The 22,403-nt window shown below is 70.9% G+C and carries 16 protein-coding genes; 11 read left to right on the forward strand and 5 right to left on the reverse strand.

All coding sequences use genetic code 11. The annotated features are described in order from the left end of the window. Positions 1-33: 33 nt before the first annotated feature. The 4 genes from trpB to hisI are packed head-to-tail and all read right to left on the reverse strand — an operon-like array spanning position 34 to position 4,124. Entirely contained in the window at positions 34-1,290 is a 1,257-nt protein-coding gene (trpB, locus tag K336_RS0101490) for a tryptophan synthase subunit beta (protein WP_028706100.1), read from the reverse strand. Then, positions 1,283-2,113 carry an indole-3-glycerol phosphate synthase TrpC gene (gene trpC, locus K336_RS13600; protein ID WP_051245294.1) on the reverse strand — a complete coding sequence of 277 codons (831 nt, stop codon included), beginning with the start codon at positions 2,111-2,113 and terminating at the stop codon, positions 1,283-1,285. Before trpC ends, trpB begins: the two co-directional genes overlap by 8 nt. Then, on the reverse strand, positions 2,110-3,678 hold the full coding sequence (locus K336_RS13605) for an anthranilate synthase component I (protein WP_081660478.1): 1,569 nt from the start codon (positions 3,676-3,678) through the stop codon (positions 2,110-2,112). The genes trpC and K336_RS13605 overlap by 4 nt, the downstream gene beginning before the upstream one ends. Continuing rightward, complete coding sequence (gene hisI / locus K336_RS13610; protein ID WP_021796852.1) at positions 3,675-4,124, reverse strand: phosphoribosyl-AMP cyclohydrolase; 450 nt, start codon at positions 4,122-4,124, stop codon at positions 3,675-3,677. Before hisI ends, K336_RS13605 begins: the two co-directional genes overlap by 4 nt. A gap of 354 nt (positions 4,125-4,478) precedes the next feature. Here hisI and K336_RS0101510 point away from each other — a divergent pair, with 354 nt between their 5' ends. From K336_RS0101510 to K336_RS0101525, 4 genes are all read left to right on the forward strand, one after another. Then, entirely contained in the window at positions 4,479-5,411 is a 933-nt protein-coding gene (locus tag K336_RS0101510; protein ID WP_021796834.1) for a sugar phosphate isomerase/epimerase family protein, read from the forward strand. Positions 5,412-5,453: 42 nt separating this feature from the next. Then, the gene (locus K336_RS0101515; protein WP_021796808.1) at positions 5,454-6,464 is read left to right on the forward strand and encodes a Gfo/Idh/MocA family protein; all 1,011 of its coding nucleotides are present in this window, start codon (positions 5,454-5,456) and stop codon (positions 6,462-6,464) included. A gap of 135 nt (positions 6,465-6,599) precedes the next feature. After that, positions 6,600-7,643: a LacI family DNA-binding transcriptional regulator gene (locus tag K336_RS13615; protein ID WP_021796844.1), complete on the forward strand. Its 1,044-nt coding sequence runs from the start codon at positions 6,600-6,602 to the stop codon at positions 7,641-7,643. Between the two features lie 100 nt (positions 7,644-7,743). Beyond that, complete coding sequence (locus K336_RS0101525; RefSeq protein WP_028706101.1) at positions 7,744-8,877, forward strand: zinc-binding dehydrogenase; 1,134 nt, start codon at positions 7,744-7,746, stop codon at positions 8,875-8,877. A 68-nt stretch (positions 8,878-8,945) separates the two neighbouring features. Here the strand turns inward: K336_RS0101525 and K336_RS0101530 are convergent, their stop codons facing one another. Then, positions 8,946-9,737, reverse strand: coding sequence for a GntR family transcriptional regulator (locus tag K336_RS0101530; RefSeq protein WP_021796818.1), 792 nt, complete (start codon positions 9,735-9,737; stop codon positions 8,946-8,948). Between the two features lie 198 nt (positions 9,738-9,935). Here K336_RS0101530 and iolC point away from each other — a divergent pair, with 198 nt between their 5' ends. The 7 genes from iolC to K336_RS0101565 form a co-directional block, all read left to right on the forward strand. Next, on the forward strand, positions 9,936-10,955 hold the full coding sequence (iolC, locus tag K336_RS0101535; RefSeq protein WP_051245306.1) for a 5-dehydro-2-deoxygluconokinase: 1,020 nt from the start codon (positions 9,936-9,938) through the stop codon (positions 10,953-10,955). A 7-nt stretch (positions 10,956-10,962) separates the two neighbouring features. Beyond that, on the forward strand, positions 10,963-11,829 hold the full coding sequence (locus K336_RS0101540) for a Cgl0159 family (beta/alpha)8-fold protein (RefSeq protein WP_021796853.1): 867 nt from the start codon (positions 10,963-10,965) through the stop codon (positions 11,827-11,829). Then, on the forward strand, positions 11,826-12,704 hold the full coding sequence (gene iolB / locus K336_RS0101545; RefSeq protein WP_028706104.1) for a 5-deoxy-glucuronate isomerase: 879 nt from the start codon (positions 11,826-11,828) through the stop codon (positions 12,702-12,704). Before K336_RS0101540 ends, iolB begins: the two co-directional genes overlap by 4 nt. 34 nt (positions 12,705-12,738) lie before the next feature. Beyond that, positions 12,739-14,646, forward strand: a complete 1,908-nt coding sequence (gene iolD / locus K336_RS0101550; protein WP_028706105.1) for a 3D-(3,5/4)-trihydroxycyclohexane-1,2-dione acylhydrolase (decyclizing) — start codon at positions 12,739-12,741, stop codon at positions 14,644-14,646. A gap of 231 nt (positions 14,647-14,877) precedes the next feature. Beyond that, positions 14,878-16,371, forward strand: a complete 1,494-nt coding sequence (locus K336_RS0101555; protein ID WP_028706106.1) for a CoA-acylating methylmalonate-semialdehyde dehydrogenase — start codon at positions 14,878-14,880, stop codon at positions 16,369-16,371. A gap of 591 nt (positions 16,372-16,962) precedes the next feature. After that, entirely contained in the window at positions 16,963-17,445 is a 483-nt protein-coding gene (locus tag K336_RS18290; protein WP_028706107.1) for a hypothetical protein, read from the forward strand. Between the two features lie 41 nt (positions 17,446-17,486). Beyond that, positions 17,487-22,403: DUF6531 domain-containing protein (locus K336_RS0101565; RefSeq protein WP_028706108.1), on the forward strand; the 4,917-nt coding region annotated here is incomplete at its 3' end.

A 22,403-nucleotide genomic window follows, 5' to 3' on the forward strand; every position in this document is an offset into this window, starting at 1 on the left:
GGGCCTCGTCGGGGAAGGGCCTGGTGAGATCGGTCATGACATCCTCCCGGTCGTGGCGTCCACGTCGCCGTTCACGCCGAAGTACTTCATCGCGGTGTCCACGTCCTTGTCACCGCGCCCGGAGACCGTCACGAGGATCGTCGGACGCCGGTCCGGGTCCTCGGCGAGCATCCGCAGGGCGAGGCGCTGGGCGCCGGCGACGGCGTGGGCCGACTCGATGGCCGGCATGATGCCCTCGCAGCGGGCGAGACGGTCGAGGGCGGTCATGGCCTCGTCGTCGTCGACCGGTTCGTAGTGGGCGCGGCCGATCCGGGCGAGGTAGGCGTGCTCGGGCCCGACCCCCGGGTAGTCCAGGCCGGCCGAGATGGAGTGCGACTCGACCGTCTGGCCGTCGTCGTCCTGGAGGACGAAGGTGCGGGTCCCGTGGAGGACGCCGACCGAGCCGCCGTTGATCGAGGCGGCGTGCTCCCCCGTCGCGACGCCGCGCCCACCGGCCTCGAAGCCGTAGAGGGCGACGTCGTCGTCGGCGATGTACTCGGCGAACGAGCCGATGGCGTTCGAGCCGCCGCCGACGCAGGCGCAGACGGCGTCGGGCAGGGCCCCGAAGCGGTCGAGCATCTGGGCGCGGGACTCCTTGGAGATGATCGACTGGAAGGCCTTGACCATCCGGGGGAACGGGGCCGGGCCGGAGGCCGTCCCGATGAGGTAGTGGGTGGTACCGACGTTGGTGACCCAGTCGCGCATCGCCTCGTTCATGGCGTCCTTGAGGGTGGCGCTGCCCGCCTCGACGGCCACGACCTCGGCGCCGAGCAGCTGCATGCGGGCCACGTTGAGGGCCTGACGGTCGGTGTCGACCCTGCCCATGTAGACGCGGCACTCGAAACCCATGAGGGCGGCGATCGTCGCCGCCGCCACGCCGTGCTGGCCGGCTCCGGTCTCGGCGATGACGCGCCGCTTCCCCATGCGCCGGGTCAGCAGGCCCTGTCCGAGCACGTTGTTGATCTTGTGGCTGCCGGTGTGGTTGAGGTCCTCGCGCTTGAGCAGGATGCGGGCCCCGCCGCAGTAGCGCTCGCCGAAGTTGCTGGCCTCGCTGATCGGGGTGGGACGGCCCGCGTAGTTGACCTGCAGATCGGCGAGCTCGGCGGCGAACCGGGGGTCGTCCTGCGAGGACTCGAAGGCCTCGGTCAGCTCCTGGAGCGCGGCCATGAGCGCCTCCGGGACGAACCGGCCGCCGAACGGCCCGTAGTGGCCCAGGGCGTCGGGCAGCGCGTCCGGCACGATCTCACTCATTGGGATTCCCCATCTCTCGACTTCCGGCGGCGCTGGTGGCCGCCATCATGGCGTGCACGGCAGCGGCCGGGTCGCCGCTGCGCACGAGCATCTCCCCGACGAGTACCGTATCCGCACCGGCGTCGCGCACCCGTACGACGTCGTCCACCGTGGCGATGCCGGACTCGCAGACCTTGATCGCCGTGTCGGGCACGAGACCCACCAGTTGCTCGAAGCGGCCCAGGTCGACGTCGAGGGTCTTCAGGTCCCGATTGTTCACGCCGATCAGCTCGGCGCCGAGGTCGACGGCGCGGCGCGCCTCGTCGGCGGTGTGCACCTCGACGAGCGGCAGCAGGCCGAGACCGGCGGCCCGGTCGTACAGCACCCGCAGGTCCGCGTCATCGAGCGCAGCGACGATGAGCAGGACCAGGTCGGCGCCGGCGGCACGGGCCTCCAGCACCTGGTAGGGGTCGACGACGAAGTCCTTGCGCAGCACGGGCACCGAGACCCCGGCGCGCACGGCGACGAGGTCCTCGAGACTGCCGCCGAAGCGACGCCGCTCGGTCAGCACCGAGACGGCCCCGGCTCCACCGCGCTCGTAGGCGCGCGCCTGAACGGCCGGGTCGGGGATCTCGGCCAGGGCGCCCTTGGACGGGCTGGAGCGCTTGACCTCGGCGATGACGCGCACGGACCCGGCGCTGCGCAGACGCGGCCGCGGATCGATCGTGGGCCCGAGCCGCTCGATGGCCGCCTCCAGCCGGCTGGGGGCGGTGCGCGCCATGCGCGCCGCCATGTCGGCGCGCACGCCGGCGATGATTCCGTCCAGGACGGTTCCGGTGCTCATGACTGCTCCTCGTCGACGTCGCTGCTCCGCGTGCCCCCGCTCGAACCCCCCCAATCCCAGGCGAGCGGCACGCTCGCCTGGGCCCGCCCCAGGGCGGAGATCATCGCGGCCGCCTTGCTGCGGGTCTCGGCGTCCTCGTTGTCGGGCACCGAGTCGGCCACGATGCCGGCGCCGGCCTGCACATGGGCGACGCCGTCCTTGAGGACGGCCGAGCGGATCGTGATCGCCGCGTCGGCATTGCCGGCGAAGTCGAAGTAGCCGACGACGCCGCCGTAGGGGCCACGGCGCGTCACCTCGAGCTCACCGATGATCTGCATGGCGCGCAGCTTCGGCGCCCCCGACAGGGTGCCCGCCGGGAAGCACGCCATCGTCACGTCCAGGCCCGAGACACCAGGCCCGACGACCCCGGTGACGGAGGCCTCGAGGTGCATGACGTGCGAATAGCGGCCGATGTGCATGAACCGGGTGACGGCGACGGTGCCCGGCACGCAGACGCGGCCGAGGTCGTTGCGTCCGAGGTCGACGAGCATGAGGTGTTCGGCGCGCTCCTTCTCGTCGGCGAGCAGCTCATCGGCCAGGCGGCAGTCCTCGGCCTCGTCCCGGCCCCGCGGGCGGGTGCCGGCGATCGGGTGGGTCGTCGCGACCCCGTCCTTGACGGTGACGAGGGCCTCGGGGCTGGAGCCGACCAGGTCGAAGCCCGGCAGGCGCAGCAGGAAGAGATAGGGGCTGGGGTTCGTGACGCGCAGCTCGCGGTAGATGTCGAGGGCCGAGGCGGTGACCGGCACGTCGAAGCGCTGGGAGGGCACCACCTGGAAGACGTCGCCGGCCCGCACGTGCTCCTTGGCCTCCTCGACGAGCCGCTGGAACTCCCCCGGGGCACGCTGGTCCTGGACCACGGGCGGGGCGACCTCGCGTGTCGTCGCGAGCATCGCCGGACGCGGCGCGCACAGCCGGGCGGCCATCGCCCGGACGCGCCCCACGGCATCCGCCCAGGCCCGCTCGGCGCGCTCCGGGCTGTTGTCGTAGTTGACGGCATTGGCGATGAGCCAGACCTCGCCGCCGTCGTGGTCGAGGACGGCCATGTCCGCGGCGAGCATCATGACCATGTCGGGCACGCCCAGGTCGTCGGGCAGGGGCTCGCCCAGGGTCGGCTCCTGCTCGCGCTTCACGTCATAGCCGAGATAGCCGACCATACCGGAGCTGAACGGCGGCAGCGCGGGGTCGGCGGGGGTGTGGAGGGCATCCAGGGTCTCGCCGAGCACGGCCAACGGGGCCCCGCCGGTGGGCAGCCCGGCGATCGGACGGCCGAGCCAACGACTGCGCCCCGCCGCGCCGACGAGGATCGAGGGGCAGTCGACGCCGACGAACGACCATCGCGACCAGACGCCGCGCTCGACCGACTCGAACAGGAAGCCGCCCTCGCGGCCCCGGGTGAGCTGCTGGTAGAGGGCGACCGGGGTGAGGTCGTCGGCGCGCAGCCGGGCGTGGACGCTGATGACGCGCCGCCGGCCCGCCTGGGCGACGAACTCATCGCGGCCGGGGAGGATCGTCAGCTCGGGGCTCATGCGGCGCCCCCCGCCGCCGGGCCGTCCGGCGGGGTCCGGTCGTCGGACCCCTCGACGAGCGGGAGCGGGCCGCCGGTGTCGAAGCAGGATTCTGCGCCGGTGTGGCAGGCGCCGCCGACCTGGTCGACGCGCAGGAGGATCGTGTCGCCGTCGCAGTCGAGCCGGGCCTCGCACACGTACTGCGTATGACCGCTCGTGGCGCCCTTGACCCACAGTTCGCGGCGCGAGCGCGACCAGTAGGTCGCCCTGCGGGTGGCGAGCGTCATGGCCAACGAAGCGGCGTTCATCCACGCCATCATGAGGACCCGGCCGCTCGTGGCGTCCTGGGCGATGGCGGGGACGAGACCAGCGGAATCGAAGGTCAGCCGGGAGGCGATCCCCTCGGGCAGGACCGTCCCCTCGGGCGGGGCGGCCTCGGCGGGCAGGTCATGGGCGTCGGACGGCATGCGTCCCATTGTCCCCCTGCGCGCAGGAACCGGTTCCGCGACGCCGAATGGCGGTCCGGACCGTGGGATCCGCGCCCGCCGAACGGGTCTGGGGCGCCCTCGGCGTCATCGGTAGGTTGACCGGCCGGCGCCGCGGGGTGGGACTGCGGATCGTCCGGAACGACGGCGCGGCCCGAGGTCCGCACTGGCCGGATCGGAATCGGCGGCGCCCGAGACGGAGCCCCCGCACCGGAAGCGCCGGATCGATCCGTCACCACGCGGGGGTGGCCAGGCCCTGATCCATTTGTTATGCTATTAGCGCGCTCTAATAAGAGTTTGAGCGGACAAGAACCTCAACGAGGAGGAACAGGGACAATGACCTCGAAGGCACGCAACACGAACGATCCGAGGTACTCGAAGCTCACCATCGGCGTGTGCCCGGACCAGTGGGGGGTGTGGTTCCCCGACGATCCGAAGCAGATGCCGCCCCGCCAGGCCTGGCAGGAGATGGCCGAGGCCGGGTTCGACGTCATCGAGACGGGCCCCTGGGGATACTTCCCCAAGGACCCGAAGGAGCTGCAGAAGTGGTGCGACGAGTACGGCATGCGCGTCGTGGCGGGCACCGGCTGGGGCATCCTGCACAAGGCCGAGGCCTGGCCCGAGACGGTCGCGCACTTCCGCGAGATCGCCGAGACACACGCCGCCGTCGGCGCCGAGTACATCGTCCACCTGCCGCCGCTGTACCGTGACGACAAGACCTGGGAGTGGACCGACGACCGCGTCCTGAGCGATGACGCCTGGAGGCTCTACGTCGAGCACGCCAACGCCCTGGGCCGGATGCTGCTGGACGAATACGGCCTCAGGATGGTGCTGCACCCGCACGGGGACTCCCACATCGAGACGCCCGAGGAGATCGCCCGTATCTTCGACGCCACCGACCCGAGGTACGTCAACCTCTGTCTCGACTCCGGCCACGTCGTCTACGGCGGCGGCGATCCCGTCGAGCTCTGCCGGACGTACCCCGACCGCATCACCTATGTACACATCAAGGCCTTCGACGAGGCCATCACGAGGGAGGCCCACGAGAAGGACTGGCCCTTCGGCGAGGCCGTCACCAAGGGCGCCTCGGTCTGCCCGCCCGCCGGGCTGCCCGAGATGCACGCCTTCGTCGACGCGCTGGCCGATCTGGACAAGCCGATCTACTGCATCTGCGAGCAGGACTGCTACCCGTGCGAGCCGTCCTTCCCGAAGCAGAACGCCATCAACATGCGCACCTACCTGGCCGGGTGCGGCCTGGGCCTGGCCTGACCGATCCGCGGCCACCCGATCACTCGAAGAGGAGAACACATCATGACTGTCCGCATCGGACTCATCGGCGCCGGCGGCATGGGCCGGGCCCATCTCGCCCGGATCACCAATGAGCTGTCGGGCGGCGAGATCGTCGCCGTCGCCGACATCAACCACGACGCAGCGGTCCAAGCGGCCGCGCCCTACGGAGCCAGGGTCCACGACACCTCGGACGAGCTCATCAACGACCCCAGGGTCGACGCCGTCATCATCGCCACCTTCGGCAAGGTCCACGCCCCGGACGTCATCCGCTGCATCGAGGCCGGCAAGTACGTCCTGTGCGAGAAGCCCCTGGCCACGACGGCGGAGGACTGCGCCGCGATCATGGCGGCGGAGCAGCGGGCCGGCAAGAAGCTGGTCACCGTCGGCTTCATGCGGCGCTTCGACGCGGCCTACAACGAGATGAAGGCCGTCCTGGACGCCGGCGGGAACGGTCAGGCGCTGCTGGTGCACAACCGCCACCGCAATCCCACCGTGCCCGAGTCCTACACCTCGCGCATGGCCATCGACGACACGGCCATCCATGAGATCGACACGATGCGCTGGCTGCTCGGCGAGGAGATCGTCCGGGTCCGCGTCGAGCGTCCGAAGTCGACCACCCACCGCTTCCCCCACCTCATCGACCCGGTCGTCGTCGTCATGTACACCGAGTCCGGCGTCCGCATCGACGACGAGGTGAACGTCAACCTCCAGTGGGCCTATTCCATCGAGTGCGAGCTCGTGCTGGAGACCGCCGCCGTGCGCCTCGGCGACCAGGAGAAGATCCACGTCCGCGACGAGCACGGCGACCGCAATGCGATGTGCCAGTCCCACATCGACCGTTTCCAGGCCGCCTTCAACCGCGAATTCCAGGAGTGGATCAACGCCGTGGCCCGCGACGAGCACACCGGCTCCACCTCATGGGACGGCTACGCCGCGACCTCGGTTGTCGACGCCGCCGTCGCCTCCCTCGAGGACGAGAGCGCTCCGATGGTCGAGGTGAGACTCATGGAGAAGCCCGCGTTCTACGCCTGAGCGGCCCCGACCCGATCGCCCGCGCGGTGATCATGCGGCCCCGGCCCCGCGACTGGCACAATGGGCACGCCCCGTTGTCGGACGCGGGGACCGGGGCCGCGCCCGCGCCCCGCCGAGACGGGTGAGAGGTGGGTCATGTCCGCGAAGCGCAGGCCGACGCAGGTGGACGTCGCACGGCTGGCACGCACATCGCGGCAGACCGTGTCCCTCGTCGTGCGGGACGACCCCCGGGTGGCCCCGCAGACCCGCTCGCGGGTCCTCTCGGCCATGGACGAGCTCGACTACCGGCCCAACATCGCCGCGCGCGCCCTGGCCGCGCACAACTCCCGGTTCATCGGCATCATCCTCGTCGGCATCACGAACCCCTTCTACGCGGACCTGTGCGATGCGCTGCGCAGTCGCTGCGAGGAGCGCGGGCTGATCCCGCTCGTCGCCATCTCGGGCCGGCACCGCGACAGCTGCATCGTCTGCGCCGAGCGGCTCGTCCACATGGGGGTCGAGGGTCTCACGGTGGTCTCCCCTCCCCTGGGCGCCGAGGACCTGGACCGGATCGGCACCCAGGTCCCCACCGTCCTCCTCACCCACAACAGCGGCCCCGGGTCGGTCGACCTCGTGCACACCGACGACGAGACCGGGGCGCGCATGGCGACCCGCCACCTGCTCGAGAACGGCTTCGAGCCCGTCGCCCACCTCGGCTACGACCGCGCCATCCCCGGGGACTCCGCCGGCGCCAGACGGCGGGGCTTCCTCGCGGAGGCACGACGGGCCGGCACCGAGCCGCTGTCCGTCGACCTCATGACGACGACCGTCGAGGACGCCGTGCGGGGGCTGCTCCGCGCACATGGCCCGGGAATCGGGTTCTGCTGCCACAACGACCTCGTCGCGCTCGAGGTCATGCGGGTGCTCGCCGACCGGGCCCCGGCGGGCGGGCACGACCACGGGATCACCGGCTTCGACAACTCGCGCATCGCCTCGCACCCGGCGATCTCCCTCACGAGCATCGACCAGAGGACCGCCGACTTGGCCGATGCCGCCGTGGAGCTGCTCGGCGAGCGGATCGACGGACGGACCGGACAGGTCGACCGGGTGTGCGCCCCGACCCTCGTCCGCCGGGACTCCAGCCGCTCCCGCGGCACCCCGGACGTCGGCGCGTCGCCCCTCGCCGGCAATTTGTCCTAACAAATACTTTACATCGTCGGATCGCGTGACTAGCGTCAGAACTGACCCGGGGAAGAAGTCCGGGTGCGAACCAGCGATGCTTCAACCGACGGAGGACGACATGACTTCTCACATTCCCACGACCATGCGCGCCGCGGTCCTGCGCGACGTCTCGCGCGGACTGGAGATCCAGGAGATCCGCACGCCGAGGCCGCGCACCGGCGAGGTCCTCGTGCGAACGAGCGCCTGCGGACTGTGCCACTCGGACCTGCACGTCATCGGCGGGGCCATCGCCTTCCCCCTGCCGTGCGTCCTCGGGCACGAGGTCGCCGGCGAGATCGTCGAGCTCGGCCCCGGCAACGACCACACCGGGCTGGCCGTCGGCCAGCGCGTCGCAGGCGCCTTCCTCATGCCCTGCGGGCAGTGCCCGGCGTGCGCGGAGGGCCGCGACGACCTGTGCGGCCCCTTCTTCGACCTCAACCGGATCCAGGGTCGGCTCTACGACGGCGAGACAAGGCTCTTCGACCTCGACGGGACGCCCATCGCCATGTACTCCATGGGCGGCCTGGCGCAGTACTGCGTCATCCCCTCGACCTCGGTCGCCCCGCTGCCGGACTCGATCGACCCGGTCGCCGGGGCCATCCTCGGCTGCGCGGCGATGACGGCCTACGGCGCGATCCGCCGCGGCGCGGACCTGCGCCACGGGGAGTCCGTTGCTGTCGTCGCCACCGGCGGGGTGGGCTCGAACATCATCCAGATCAGCCGGGCCTTCGGCGCGAAGCAGGTCATCGCGATCGACGTCGCCGACGACAAGCTGGAGGCGGCGCGCGCACTGGGCGCCACCGACACCGTCAACTCGACGAAGCAGGACGTCCACGAGACGGTCTTCGCGCTCACGGGCGGGCGAGGCGTCGACGTCGCCTTCGAGGCCCTCGGCCGCCCCCAGACGTGGACGTCAGCCCTCGACGCGCTGCGCGACGGCGGGCGGATGGTGCCGATCGGTCTGGGCGCCGGGGTGCAGACGGCGCAGGTCGAGATCAACCGGACGGTGCGCCGCTCGCAGTCGATCATCGGGTCCTACGGGGCCCGGACCCGTCAGGACCTGCCGGAGGTCGTCCGCCTCGCGGCGGAGGGGACGATCCGCTACCAGGACATCGTCACCCGCAGGTTCGCCCTCGAGGACGTCGCGCAGGGCTACGAGCTGCTGAGGCAGGGCGCGGTGCAGGGGCGCGGCGTCGTCGACATGTCGCTGTGACCCGGCGATCCGGCGCCGCTCCGAGGGGGGCGGCGCCGGTTCCGGGCAGCACGGGTGGCGGCCCGGGATCAGCCGTCCGCGACGAGGTTGAACTGGAACGAGTACATGCCGCAGTTGTAGACGTGGTTGCCGTACTCGATGACGGTGCCCTCCTTGTCGAAGGCGGTCCTCTCCATGACGAGCACGGCGCTGCCCTCGTCCAGCGCGAGCAGATGGGATTCGCGCGCGGATGCGAGCCTTGCCCCGATCGACTGCTGGGCCATGACCGGACGGATGCCGTGGACGGCGAGACTGTCGTAGAGCCCCTGCCTGGTGAGCTGGGTGACGCTCGGCGTCCTGTCCCCGGAGGGCAGCAGATTCGTCAAGATCGCCAAGGGCTCGTCGTCGATGTAGCGCAGTCGCGTCGTGCGCACCACCTCGGAGCCGATCCCGGTGTGCAGATCGCGGGCCTCCTGCTCGCCGGCGAGCATGACCTCGTAGGAGAGGACCTCGGTGCGGGGAGTGAACCCGGCGTCCACGAGGTCGTCGTTGAGGGAGGTCAGCCCGAGGGGGCGGCGTACGTGCATCGGGGTCACCCGCGTCCCGACACCGCGCCGACGGGTCAGTAGCCCCCTCGCGACGAGATCGCGCAGCGCCCGGCGCGTTGTGGGGCGCGAGACCTTGAGACGCCTCGCCATGGAGACCTCGTCCTCAATGAGGCGGCCCGGCTCCAGCCGGCCGGCCAGGATGAGCTCCTCGAGGGGGTGGGCGATCTGCTGGTAGAGCGGAACCTCCGAGTCGCGGTCCAGGGCGATCTGCGGGACGAAGGGGACGTCGAGGCCCTCGGCCTGCGCCGTGCCCGTCATGTTCACCTCTGCCATCGACCGCTCCTGACCTTGCCCACCGGCGCACCGCGTCGGGTGCGTCAGTGTACATCGAACCCATATGACATATTGATCCTCAATTTGTCATGACAAAATCTTGACGGGTTCGTCCCCGCGTCATAGGTTGGGGTCAGCAGCATCCAGGGAGCACCCGCACGGAGAGCGGGGCATGACTGGGCCGCAGGAGGAACGATGATGTCCAGCCCAACAGAGATGACACAGGCCCGCACCGCACGCACCGAGGACGACGAGCTCGATCTGTTGACGATCGGGCGCTGCGGCGTGGATGTCTACCCCTTCCAGACTGGGATCGGACTCGAGGACGTGACGAGTTTCGGGAAGTTCCTCGGCGGATCCCCGACGAACGTCGCGGTGGCCGCCGCCCGGCAGGGGGCGCGCAGCGCGGTGATCACGGAGGTCGGCGACGACCCCTTCGGCCGCTTCGTCTGCCGCGAGATGAAGCGCCTCGGAGTCTCGGACAGGTTCGTCGCGCGCAACGAGGACTACAACACCCCGGTGACCTTCTGCGAGATCTTCCCGCCCGACGACTTCCCCCTCTACTTCTACCGCCAGCCGAAGGCCCCGGACCTCGAGCTCACCGCCTCGAACATCCCGATCAGGGCCGTGCGGGCGGCCAGGATCTTCTGGTTCTCCGTCACCGGCCTGTCGGCCGAGCCGTCCCGCTCGGCGCACCACTTCGCGCTCGACCTGCGGAAGGGCTCGAAGTGGACCATCGCCGACCTGGACTACCGCCCCATGTTCTGGCAGGACGAGGAGATCGCCTCGAGGGAGGTCGGGCGGGCTCTGGGCAAGGCGAACGTGGCGATCGGCAACAAGGAGGAGTGCCGGATCGCGGTCGGCGAGACCGAGCCGGATCGCGCCGCGGACGCGCTGCTCGACCGCGGCGTGGACATCGCCGTCGTGAAGCAGGGGCCCCTCGGCACCCTCGCCAAGACCAGGCAGGAGCGTATTGTCATGCCCGTCACCCCCGTCGAGGTCTGCAACGGGCTGGGGGCCGGGGACGCCTTCGGCGGTTCCTTCTGCCACGCGCTCCTCGCGGGCCTCGACCTCGCACGAGCCGTCCAGTACGCCTCGACGGCGGGGGCGATCGTGGCCTCCCGCCTCGAGTGCTCCACCGCGATGCCCACAACGACGGAGATCGAGCGGGTCATCGCCGAGCACCCCGACATCCGACCAGTCATCGAGAAGAGGTAGGGCACTCATGGGAGCTCTGATCGAAGAACTCACGAGGATCCGTTCGTGCGATCCGGACAGGATCGCACGGGTCCTCGCCGACCGTCCGCGCGCCGATCTCGCGTCCGAGGGGCGGCTCCTCGTCATCGCCTGCGACCATCCGGCCAGAAGCGCCCTGGGCGCCGGGCCCGATCCGATGGCCATGGCCTCGCGCGAGGACCTGCTCCGTCGGTGCGTCGCAGCCCTGTCGCGGCCCGGGGTCAACGGCTTCCTGGGCACCGCCGATCTCATCGAGGACCTGGCCCTGCTCGGGGCCCTCGACGGGAAGCTCGTGTGGGGGTCGATGAACCGGGTGGGCCTGCAGGGGGCCGCCTTCGAGTTCGACGATCGTTTCGGGGCCTACGACGCGGAGGGCATCGCCGCGGCGGGGCTCAACGGCGGGAAGATGCTCACCCGCATCGACTACGACGACCCCGCGACGGCGCGCACCCTCGAGGCCAGCGCCCGCGCCGTCGACTCGCTCACGAGGCGGGGCCTCAACGCCATGATCGAGCCCTTCGTCTCGCGGCGCGAGGACGGGCGCGTCATCAACGACCTCACCCCCGACGCCGTCATCAGGTCGATCTCCGTGGCCCAGGGGCTCGGAAGCAGCTCGGCCCGCACCTGGTTGAAACTGCCGTGCGTCGAGGACATGGGGCACGTCATGGAGTCCACCACCCTGCCCAGCCTGATCCTCGGCGGTGAGGTCTCCCGGGATCCGCAGGCCGCACGGGCCGCGTGGGCCAGGGCGCTCGCCCTGCCCAACGTCAGAGGACTGGTCATCGGCCGGTCCCTCCTCTATCCGCCGGACGACAACGTCGAGGCGGCCGTCGACAATGCAGTGGAGTTGCTGTGAACGAGAACAAGTACATCGTCCGTTCGGGCGAGACCGCCCATGATTCCTACGCGACCGATCTGAGCCCGGCCCGCGCCGGTTGGGAGTGGTCGTCCCTGCGCGTGCTCGACCTCGCCCCGGAGCAGGGGGTCGAGGTGCCGGGGGGCGAGGCCGAGTTCCTCGTGCTGCCCCTGGCCGGCGGCTGCACGGTCGAAGTCGGCGACCGGTCGTACGACATCGCGGGGCGCGCATCGGTGTTCACCGACATCACCGACTATCTCTACATCCCCCGAACCACGGACATCAGGGTGACCAGCGAGGACGGCGCGCGCATCGCGCTGCCCGGGGCGAAGGCGACGAAGGACCTGCCCGTCCGCTACTGCGGGCGCGACGAGGTCGGCACGGGGCTGCGCGGGGCGGGCCCGTCCTCCCGGCAGGTCAACAACTACGCCCTCGGCAACGACCTGGAGACCTCGCACCTGCTCGCCTGCGAGGTGCTGACCCCGGGCGGGAACTGGTCCTCCTATCCCCCGCACAAGCACGACGTCCACAGTGACGTCGAACGCGTCCTGGAGGAGATCTACTACTACGAGATCAGGCCCGGCGACGAGGGCGCCGCGGAGGGCTTCGCCCTCCAGCGGATCTACCCCTCACCCGGCCACGAGATCGACGTGTGCACCGAGGTGCGCAGCGGGGACATCGTCGTCATGCCCCACGGCTACCACGGCCCGTCCGTCGCCGCGCCCGGGTACGACCTCTACTACCTCAACGTCATGGCCGGTCCCGCGGAGGACTCGATCTGGTTGATGACGGACGATCCTCGGCACACGTGGATCCGCCGGTCGTGGGAGCACGAGCAGGTCGATCCCCGACTGCCCATGACCCCGATGAACTAGCACGCCGACAACCCGTTCCCGACCAGGAGAGACAATGACCAGCAGTCCCGTACCCACCGTCCGCCTCACGACGGCCCAGGCAACCGTCCGCTTCCTCGTCAACCAGTACTCCGAACGCGACGGGCACGAGCAGCGCCTCATCGCCGGCGCCTTCGGCATCTTCGGGCACGGCAATGTCGCCGGTCTCGGCCAGGCACTCCTCCAGAACGAGCTCGACCCCGAGCCCGACGGCGGGTCGATGCCTTACATCATGCCCCGCAACGAGCAGGGTCAGGTTCACGCGGCAGCGGCCTATGCGAAGAGCAGGAACCGGCTGCAGACGCTCATGTGCACCGCCTCGATCGGCCCCGGGTCGCTCAACATGGTCACGGGCGCCGCGCTCGCCACGACGAACCGCCTTCCGGTGCTGCTGTTCCCCTCCGACCAGTTCGCCACCCGCTACCCCGACCCGGTCCTCCAGCAGATCGAGAACGCCCAGACTCTCGACACGACGTGCAACGACGCATTCCGCCCGGTCAGTGCGTTCTTCGACCGCATCAACCGCCCCGAGCAGCTGCTCCCCTCGCTCATGCAGGCGATGCGCGCGCTCACCGATCCGGCCGACACCGGAGCGGTCGTCCTGGCGATGCCCCAGGACGTCCAGGCCGAGGCCTTCGACTTCCCCGTCGAGATGTTCCGCAGGCGCGTGTGGCATGTGCGTCGCCCGCCGGTCGATCCCGCCTCACTCGAGCGCGCGGTGAAGCTCATCAGGGCCTCGGAGCGCCCGATGGCCATCGCCGGTGGCGGCGCCGTCTACTCCGAGGCCTCCGAGCAGCTGCGCGAGTTCGCCTCCCGGACCGGCATCCCGGTCGCGGACACCCAGGCCGGCAAGGGCGCCATCAACTTCGACCACGCCCAGTCGATCGGCGGCGTCGGGTCGACCGGCGGCGATGCGGGCAACCATATCGCCGACAAAGCCGACCTGGTCATCGGCGTCGGGACGCGCTACTCCGACTTCACCACGGCCTCCCGGACCCAGTTCAAGAACCTCGACGTCCGCTTCGTCAACATCAACGTCAAGGCCTTCGACGCCGTGAAGAACGGCGGCGAGATGCTCGTGGCCGACGCCCGCGAGGCGCTCGTGGCCCTCACGGAGGCGCTCGGCGACTACTCGGTCTCCCCCGACTACGCGTCCGAGGTCGCGCAGGAGAAGGCGGCCTGGGACAAGCGCGTGGACGAGTGCTACCACCTCGGTCACGGCCCGCTGCCGGCCCAGACCGAGGTCTTCGGCGCCCTGAACGAGCTCATGGGCGACGAGGACGTCGTCATCAACGCGGCGGGCTCCATGCCCGGCGATCTCCAGGCCCTGTGGCGGGCCCGCACGCCCGTCCAGTACCACGTGGAGTACGCCTTCTCCTGCATGGGCTACGAGATCCCCGCGGCGATGGGCGTCAAGCTCGCGCTGCCCGACTCCGAGGTCGTCTCGATCGTCGGCGACGGCTCGTACCAGATGCTCCCGATGGAGCTGGCCACGGTCGCTCAGGAGGGGATCAAGGTCATCTACGTGCTGCTGCAGAACCACGGCTTCGCCTCAATCGGAGCCCTGTCCGAGTCGCACGGCTCCCAGCGCTTCGGCACGCGGTACCGCAAGGGCGGGGCCGGCGCCTCGCACACCGCGGACGGCGAACTGCTCGGCGTCGACATCGCGGCGAACGCCCGTTCTTGGGGGATCGACGTCATCGAGGTCCACGGCATCGACGAGTTCAAGGACGCGTACCGGCGTGCCGTCGCCTCCGACCGTCCGACGATGATCCACATCGAGACCGACCTGTACGGCCCCAATCCGCCGGCGTCGTCCTGGTGGGACGTCCCCGTCTCGCAGGTCTCCCGGATCGAGTCCACGCAGGCGGCCTACCAGGACTACCTGCGTGATCGTGCGCCGCAGCGTCACTACTTGAAGTAGGGCGCACAGTGGCCCGTCCGCGCGTCGCGGCGGCTCGGCTCCCGGCCGCGGTCTGCCCACCCACAAGCTCCTTTATTTGTTAGAACAAAATTTCGTCATGGGCTACAAACTGGTCAGCGCAGAGTAGACTGCCCACCGGATGCCGGTTCGCCCGCCCGGCTCCTGCCGGGACGGGCGGGCGAGCAGGCGCATCCGCACATGAAATCAACACTCCAGAGGAGTTCACGGACAATGAAGACGATTGAGCACTGGATCGACGGCTCCCCCTACACCGGCGCACCGGCGGGGCGCATCCCCGTGGAGAACCCCGGCACGGGAGAGGTGGAGGCCGAACTGCTCCAAGCCTCGGCCGCCGATCTCGACCACGCCGTCGAAATGGCCCGGCGGGCTCAGAAGGAATGGGCGAAGGTCTCCCTCGCCAAGCGCGTGGCCATCATGTTCCGCATGCGTCAGCTGGTTCTCGACCACCAGGACGAGATGGCGGAGCTGATCGTCGCCGAGCACGGCAAGAACTACTCCGACGCCATCGGCGAGATCCAGCGCGGCCGCGAGACCTTCGACTTCGCGACGGCCATCAACGTCGCCCTCAAGGGCGAGTACTCCTACGACGTCTCGACCGGCGTCGACATCCACACGTTGCGCCAGCCGGTGGGCGTCGTCGCCGGCATCTGCCCCTTCAACTTCCCGGCCATGGTGCCCATGTGGATGCATCCGCTGGCGGTCGCCACCGGCAACGCGTTCATTCTCAAGCCCGCCTCGCCGACCCCCTCCGCCGCGATGCTCACCGCACGGCTCTACAAGGAGGCCGGCCTGCCCGACGGCGTCTTCAACGTCGTCGCCGGCAACCGCGACATCGTCAGCAGCATCCTCGAGCACCCCGGGATCGACGCGATCTCCTTCGTCGGCTCGACGCCGGTCGCCCACATCATCCAGAACACGGGCATCACCCATGGCAAGCGCGTCCAGGCCCTCGGCGGCGCGAACAACCATGCGATCGTCATGCCCGACTCCGATCTGGACTTCGCGGCCCAGCACATCTCGGCCGCCGCCTTCGGCGCCGCCGGCGAGCGCTGCATGGCCCTGCCGGTCGTCGTCGCGGTCGGTGGCATCGGCCCCGACCTGGCGCAGCGCGTCAAGGCCCATGCGCAGGCCATCAAGGTCGGCTACGGCATGGACGAGGGCGTCGAGATGGGCCCGGTCATCGACGCGAAGGCCAAGAGCCGCATCACGGGTCTCATCGGCGATGCCGAGAAGCGCGGCGCCGACGTCGTCCTCGACGGGCGCCCCCTCGTGATCCCCGGCCATGAGAACGGCCACTTCCTCGGCCCGACGATCATCGACGCCGTGCCGCTCGACGCCCCGGTGTACACCGAGGAGGTCTTCGGCCCCGTCCTGACGATCGTCCACGCCGACACCTACGACGACGCCATGCGGATCGTCAACTCCTCGCCCTTCGGCAACGGCTCGGCGATCTTCACGAACGACGGCGGCGTCGCCCGCCGCTTCACCCTGAACACCGAGGCGGGCATGGTCGGTGTCAACGTGCCGATCCCGACCCCGGTCGCCTACTACTCCTTCGGCGGCTGGAAGGAGTCGCTGCTCGGTGACACCCACATCCACGGCCCCGAGGGCGTCAAGTTCTACACCCGCGCCAAGGCGATCACGACGCGCTGGCCCTCCGAGAAGACCTACGCGGCGACGATGTCCTTCCAGCGGGAGGAGTGATCCTCTTCCCGGACCGCAGACGACGGGATCCTGCCGATGGTGCCCCTCAGCTGGTGCCCCTCAGCCGCGAGGCTGCGGGGCACCGTCCCTCTCCGGAGCTCCCGGCTCCTGCACCCGCCGCCGCAGCCCCGCTCCACTGGTTTCGACCCACGCCGGTGAAACCAGGAGGCTCGCGGCGCAGTCCAGGCGATGCCGAGCGGGGCTCTTAGCCGGAATGGCCGCTCGCCCGGGCTCCCGACACGGGACAGGACCGCCGATCCATCGCCGAGCGCGTTTTCCGGGTCGACCCGATGAACTGCCATGCAGCCAGGCATGAAGCGCCCACCGCTCCGGTTCGCCGCACAGGACCCCTTGGGAGCACCCCTGACCTGCCCCTGAGAATCGAGCGGCCGACGTGGCCCCCTCTCTGAGCCTCGGAATGACCGGATGGTCTCATGGCCAGGGGTTTCGTCGAGTCATCGTCGGCCTGCAGGGCACCGGTCCGGTCACCCCTCAGGGTGGTGCCCGCTGGCCCGTTCGGTCTAGCGTCGGTGGGGTGTGGCCGCCCGCCCCGGTGCTGGCCTGTCAGAACCGTGCGGGAAGGATCGTGTCGTGGCCGAGTACTCGGACAGGCTGGGAGCCTATGACGAGCCGGTGGCGTTCGATGACGCCACGGCTGATGCGTTGAGGTCGGCGGCGTCGGCGCTGTCGGGCACCCTGACGGGTCAGGCGGCCTCGCGGGCGGGGTGGGCGTCGACCGCGTCAACGGATTTCGAGGGCCATTACGCGGACGTGTTCGACGCGAACGCGAAAACAGCCTCGACGGACTGCACGAACATCGCATCGGCGTTGGACGATCTCGCGGCCGAGGTGCAGGCATTGAAGGAGGCCGCCCAGGCCGAACGCGAGCGGAGGAGGCAGGCCAAGGAGTGGGCCGACCGGCAGGACCGGGAGAACATTGTCAAGAGGGGCTGGGACTGGGTGTCCAACGGCGACAAGCCCCCTCGGGCCCGGCCCAGGTACCGCTGCCGGAGCCCCACGAGGTCACGACCACACCCTGGTCCGAGCCGGCCCCGGGCCCGGCGGGGGCGGTGAGCTCGGCGCGGCCGGACGATCTGCGGGCGTACTCGTCGAATGTGACCGGCGCCAATGACACGGTCACGACCCAGAAGGGCACCCTCGACGGGGCGCTGTCTGATTTCGCGGACAGGTGCTCGTGGTGCAGCATCGACACGTCCGGCATCACGACCGCCCTGGCCGCGTTCGGGGCGAACAACACGAACGAGACCCGATGGGTCGACACGGTCGCGGCCGCGTTCGAGGCCGCCGGCGCCTCCGGGGCCATCTCCACGGTCTCGGACGCGGCCCTCGACGCGTCCTTGCAGGCCGCCGGCGTGGACCGGACCCGCCAGCCGGTCGACGTGACCGCCCCCACCATCCAGGGCGACCCCCAGACCACCGGGTATGCGGACGACCCGGTGAACACGACGACCGGGAACTTCGTGGAGCCGGAGACCGACCTGTCGTTCGACGGCGGGTGCGCGTCCCTCGGGTTCGACCGCGTGTACAACTCCCTGTCGGCCGGTGTCGGGGCGTTCGGGCCCGGCTGGGCCTCCACCGCCGACCAACGACTGCGCGTGACCGAGGACGGCGCCGTGTGGGTCCAGCCCTCCGGACGCCACATCACCTTCGGCCGCCTCGGTGGCGGCTGGGACCGGGCCGACAACGACAACTACTGGCTCCACACCACCAACCCCGGCCCCGACACCGACAACACCGCCGGTGGTGCCGTCCCCACCACCGACGGCCCCGCCGGCGAGGCCGGCCCCGCTGCCGGCGGTGATACCGCCGGCCCTGGCGGCGCCCCCGACGCTGCTGCTGATACCGCTGGGGGCGCTGCCGGGCCGGCCGGCGGGGACTCCCCCACCACCATGGCCACCACTGCCGGTACCACCGCCATGTCGGGCGCGCGTGCCGCCGGGGACGCCTCCGCCGGCGGTGGCGCGCATGCTTCCGCCTCCGATACTGCCGCTGTTTCTTCTGCCGTGGCCACCACTGCCGATGCCGACCCCGGTGCTGGTGGTGGTGCTGGCTGGTTCGTGGTGTCGGACAATGCGGGTGGCCGGTGGTGTTTTGATCGTGCCGGCCGGCCCGTCTCGGTCAGCCGGGGCCCAGGCACCAGGGTGGACCACCAGTGGAACGGAGACCGCCTGGTCGGCCTGGCCCATGAGCGGGGCCGGACCATCACCATCGAATGGAACGACCACCACACACGAATCACCGCCCTGACCGCCAACGACGGACGCCGCATCGACTACACCTACGACCCGGCCGGCAGACTCACAGAAGCCCGAACCGCCGGCGGCGGGGCCCGCCGCTACACATGGAACGAGGCCGGCCTCATCGCCACCGTCACGGACCCGGACGGTGTGGTCGAGGCCGCCAACACCTACAACGAGCGGGGGCAGGTGACATCGCAGCGGTCCCGGTTCGGCCGTACCTCGCACTACACGTACCTGCCGGGGAACATCACGCAGGTCGCCGACTCGGATGGGGGCCGGGCGAACACCTGGATCCACGACCAGCGTGGGCGTCTCGTCGGCATGATCGACACCGACGGCAACCGCCAATCCATCGGCTGGGACCGGTGGGGCAACCGGGTCCAGATCACCGGCCGCGACGGGGCGGTGACCGTTTTCCGGTATGACGGGCGGGGCCGTTTGACCGATCACGTGCTGGAGACGGGTGCTCGGTTCTCCTACGAGTGGGACGGGGCGGATCGTCTGGTGGCGGTGCGCCGTGTCGATGAGGACCCGGCGGGTGTGCTGTTCGCGTACGAGGGCGAGGATCGGAATCCGTCGACGGTGACGGACCCGGCCGGCGGGGTGACCCGCCTGGTCTGGGACCAGAACCTGCTGACCGAGGTGGTGGATCCGGCCGGGGTGCGGGTGCGGCTGGGTTACGACGGGCACGGCGACCTCGTGTCGGCCATGAACGCGGTCGGGGACACGGCCCGACTGGTCCGTGACGGGGCGGGCCGGGTCGTCGCGGCGGTGAGCCCGCTGGGGCATCGGACCGAGTACCGCTACGACGGGGCCGGCCGGCTGGTCTCGCGGCGGGACCCGGACGGGGCGCTGTGGCGGTTCGAGCACACGGCCGGGGGCAGGCTGGCCGCGGTGGTGGACCCTGAGGGCGGGCGCACCGTGGTGGAGTACGGGCCCGGCGGGGCCGAGCATGTCACGACCGACCCGCTGGGCCGGGCCGTCGTCATGGGTTACGACGATCTGGGGAACACCACTCAAGCCATCCTTCCTGATGGGAGCCGGTGGGAGTTCGGCTACGACGGGCTGGGCCGGCTGCGCCAGGTGACCGACGCCGCCGGGGGCAGGGCCGAGTTGTCGTACGACGCGTGCGGGAATCTGACGGGTTCGGTCGATCCGACCGGCGTGGTCCAAGACTTCAGGTACGGTCCGGCAGGTCTGCCGACGGCCGCTTCTGATGCCGGTTCACGGATCGGCGCGGGTTGGGACCGGCTGGGACGGTTGACGAGCCGGACCGGCAGTGACGGTTCGCAGGTGTCTGCGCGCCATGACCGGTGCGGACGCGTTGTTGAGAGCATCGACGAGGCCGGCGGGGTCACGCGCGTCGAGCGCGACGCCGCCGGCAGGCCGGTGCGCATCACCCAACCGGGCGGGAAGTGCTTCGGGTACGAGTACGACGCGTGCGGGCGCTGGTCGGCGACGGTCAGCACGGGCGGGCGCCGGTACGAGATCGACTATGACGGCGACAGGCGGATCATCGGTGAGACCTGGCCGACGGGCGAGCGCGTCACGTCACGGTTCGACGCGTGCGGGCGGATCATCGAGCGGGTCGAGCCGGGCCGGGGCCGGACCCGGTTCGGCTACGACCGGTGCGGGCGGATCAGCTGGGTGCGGGACACGTGGAACGGGCGCCGCCGGTTCGGCTACGACACGGCCGGGCAGCTGGTGTCGGTGACGGACGCCCTCGGCGGGACCACCCGTTTCGAGTACGACGGGTCCGGGCGCCGGGTCGGGCTGGTCGACCCGATGGGCGGACGGACCGCGTGCGCCTATGACGCGGTGGGCCGGGTCACGGCGATGACAGATCCCGCGGGGCGGACCACCCGGTACCGGTGGGACGCGGCGGGCCGGCCCGCGGCCCGGGTCGACGCGGACGGCCGGGACCTGCAATGGCGCTACGACGCGACGGGCAGGCATGCGGCGACGCTGGCCGGCGGGCGCGTGCTGTCGCAGGTATCGCGGGATCATGCCGCGCGTTCCTACACCGTGGTCTCCGGCGAGGACTCCGACGCGTTGAGGTGGGACGAGCTGGGCCGGCTGGTCGAGCGGCGCCGCGACGGGCGGACGGTGCGCTGGAGATACGACGCCGACGGGCTGCGCACCTCGATGACGCGCCCGGACGGTACGGTCACCCGCTACGAGTACGACACCGACGAGCGGGTCAGCGCGGTGGAGCACCCCGGGCTCGGGCGGGCCGAGATCGCCCGTGACGAGCTGGGGCGCATCACGGCGGTGACGGCGCCCGGGGTGCGGGCCGAGTGGGTCTGGCAGGGCGGCGGCGTGGTCGCTCAGCGTCTTGAGCGCAATGGTTTCGTGCGCACGACCCGCCTCGAGCGCGACCGGGACGGGCGCGTGACGGCGCAGACCGTGGACGGCGTCCGCACAGTGTTCGGCTATGACGCGGCCGGTCAGCTCGTGCGGGCCGTGTCGGGCGAGGGCATCGTCACCGAGTTCGAGTGGGACCCCAACGGCCGCCTGACCGGGCAGACCAGCGGCGGGCGGCGCACCGGCTACGGGTACGACGCCTCGGGGCAGTTGACGTGGATGCGCCGCCCGGACGGCGGCCAGGTGGAGTACACCCACGACGGCGCCGGCCGCAGAACCGGCGAACGGGACGATGACGGCCGATCCCGAATGTTCGACTGGGACCCGCACGGCTTCCTGGAACGCATCACCACCACCGGCACCAGCGGGCCCGCCACGGTGACCGAACTGCAGACCGACGGTCTGGGCGGGCTCGCCCAGATCAACGACCAACAGATCGCATGGGACGACCCGTGGGGCGGAGCACCGATCCAGGTCGGTGACGTGCCCATCGTGGACGTGGGCGCCGGCCTCGGTGTCGGCGGGCCAGCCGGCGGCTGGCTGCTGCCCGACCGCGCCGGCCACGACGCCGGCGCCGGCCCGTGGGAGCCCGGCGCCGACGGGTTCGGTCTCGGCGGCGGGCTCGGCCTGTCCAGCACCGGGACCCTCGGCGTCGACGGGCTCGCGCTGACCGGCGCCCGGGCCTACGACCCGGCCACGGCCGGTTTCCTGTCCCCCGACCCGCTCCCGCCGGTACTGGGCGCCGGCTGGGCCGCGAACCCGTACTCCTACGCCGGCAACGACCCCGTCAACCTGTCCGACCCGACCGGCCTGCACCCCCTCACCGACGCCGACATGAACGCCTGGCGCGACGCCCACACGACCGGGGTGGCAGCCGCCGGGGACTACCTGAAGGACAACTGGAAGTACCTGGTCGTCGGCACGCTGCTCACCGTGGGCCTGTCCGCGGTAATGGGCCCGATCGCCGGCGGCGCGGTCGCCGGCGCCATCGTGGGCGGCTGGCAGAACATCGACCAGCAACACGCCGCGGGCGGGCCGATCGACTGGAGCCAGGTCGGTGTCTCCGCCCTCATCGGCGGCGCCGCCGGGCTCGTGGGCGGCGCGGCGGGACGAGGCGCCGCCTCCGCCCTGTCCGGAAGCGCCATGAACTGTCTGGGCCGTTCCACTCTCGTCGGCGCCGCGTCAGGAGCAGCCGGCGGTGGGTTCGCCGGCGGCGCCGGCTACCTGACCGGCCCCGGCCCCCACACAGCCGGCGGGCTGCTCGCCGCGACCGGCAAGGGCGCCGCCGTCGGAGGCGGCATGGGCGCCGCCTCCGGCGCCCTGTCCGCGGTCACCGAAACCTCCGCCTACGGCTGCTTCCCCGCCGGCACCCGAATCCTCCTCGCCGACGGGTCGAGCAAACCCATC

The sequence above is a fragment of the Propionibacterium acidifaciens DSM 21887 genome (genome assembly GCF_000426605.1).
In the GTDB taxonomy this organism is placed as follows: domain Bacteria; phylum Actinomycetota; class Actinomycetes; order Propionibacteriales; family Propionibacteriaceae; genus Propionibacterium; species Propionibacterium acidifaciens.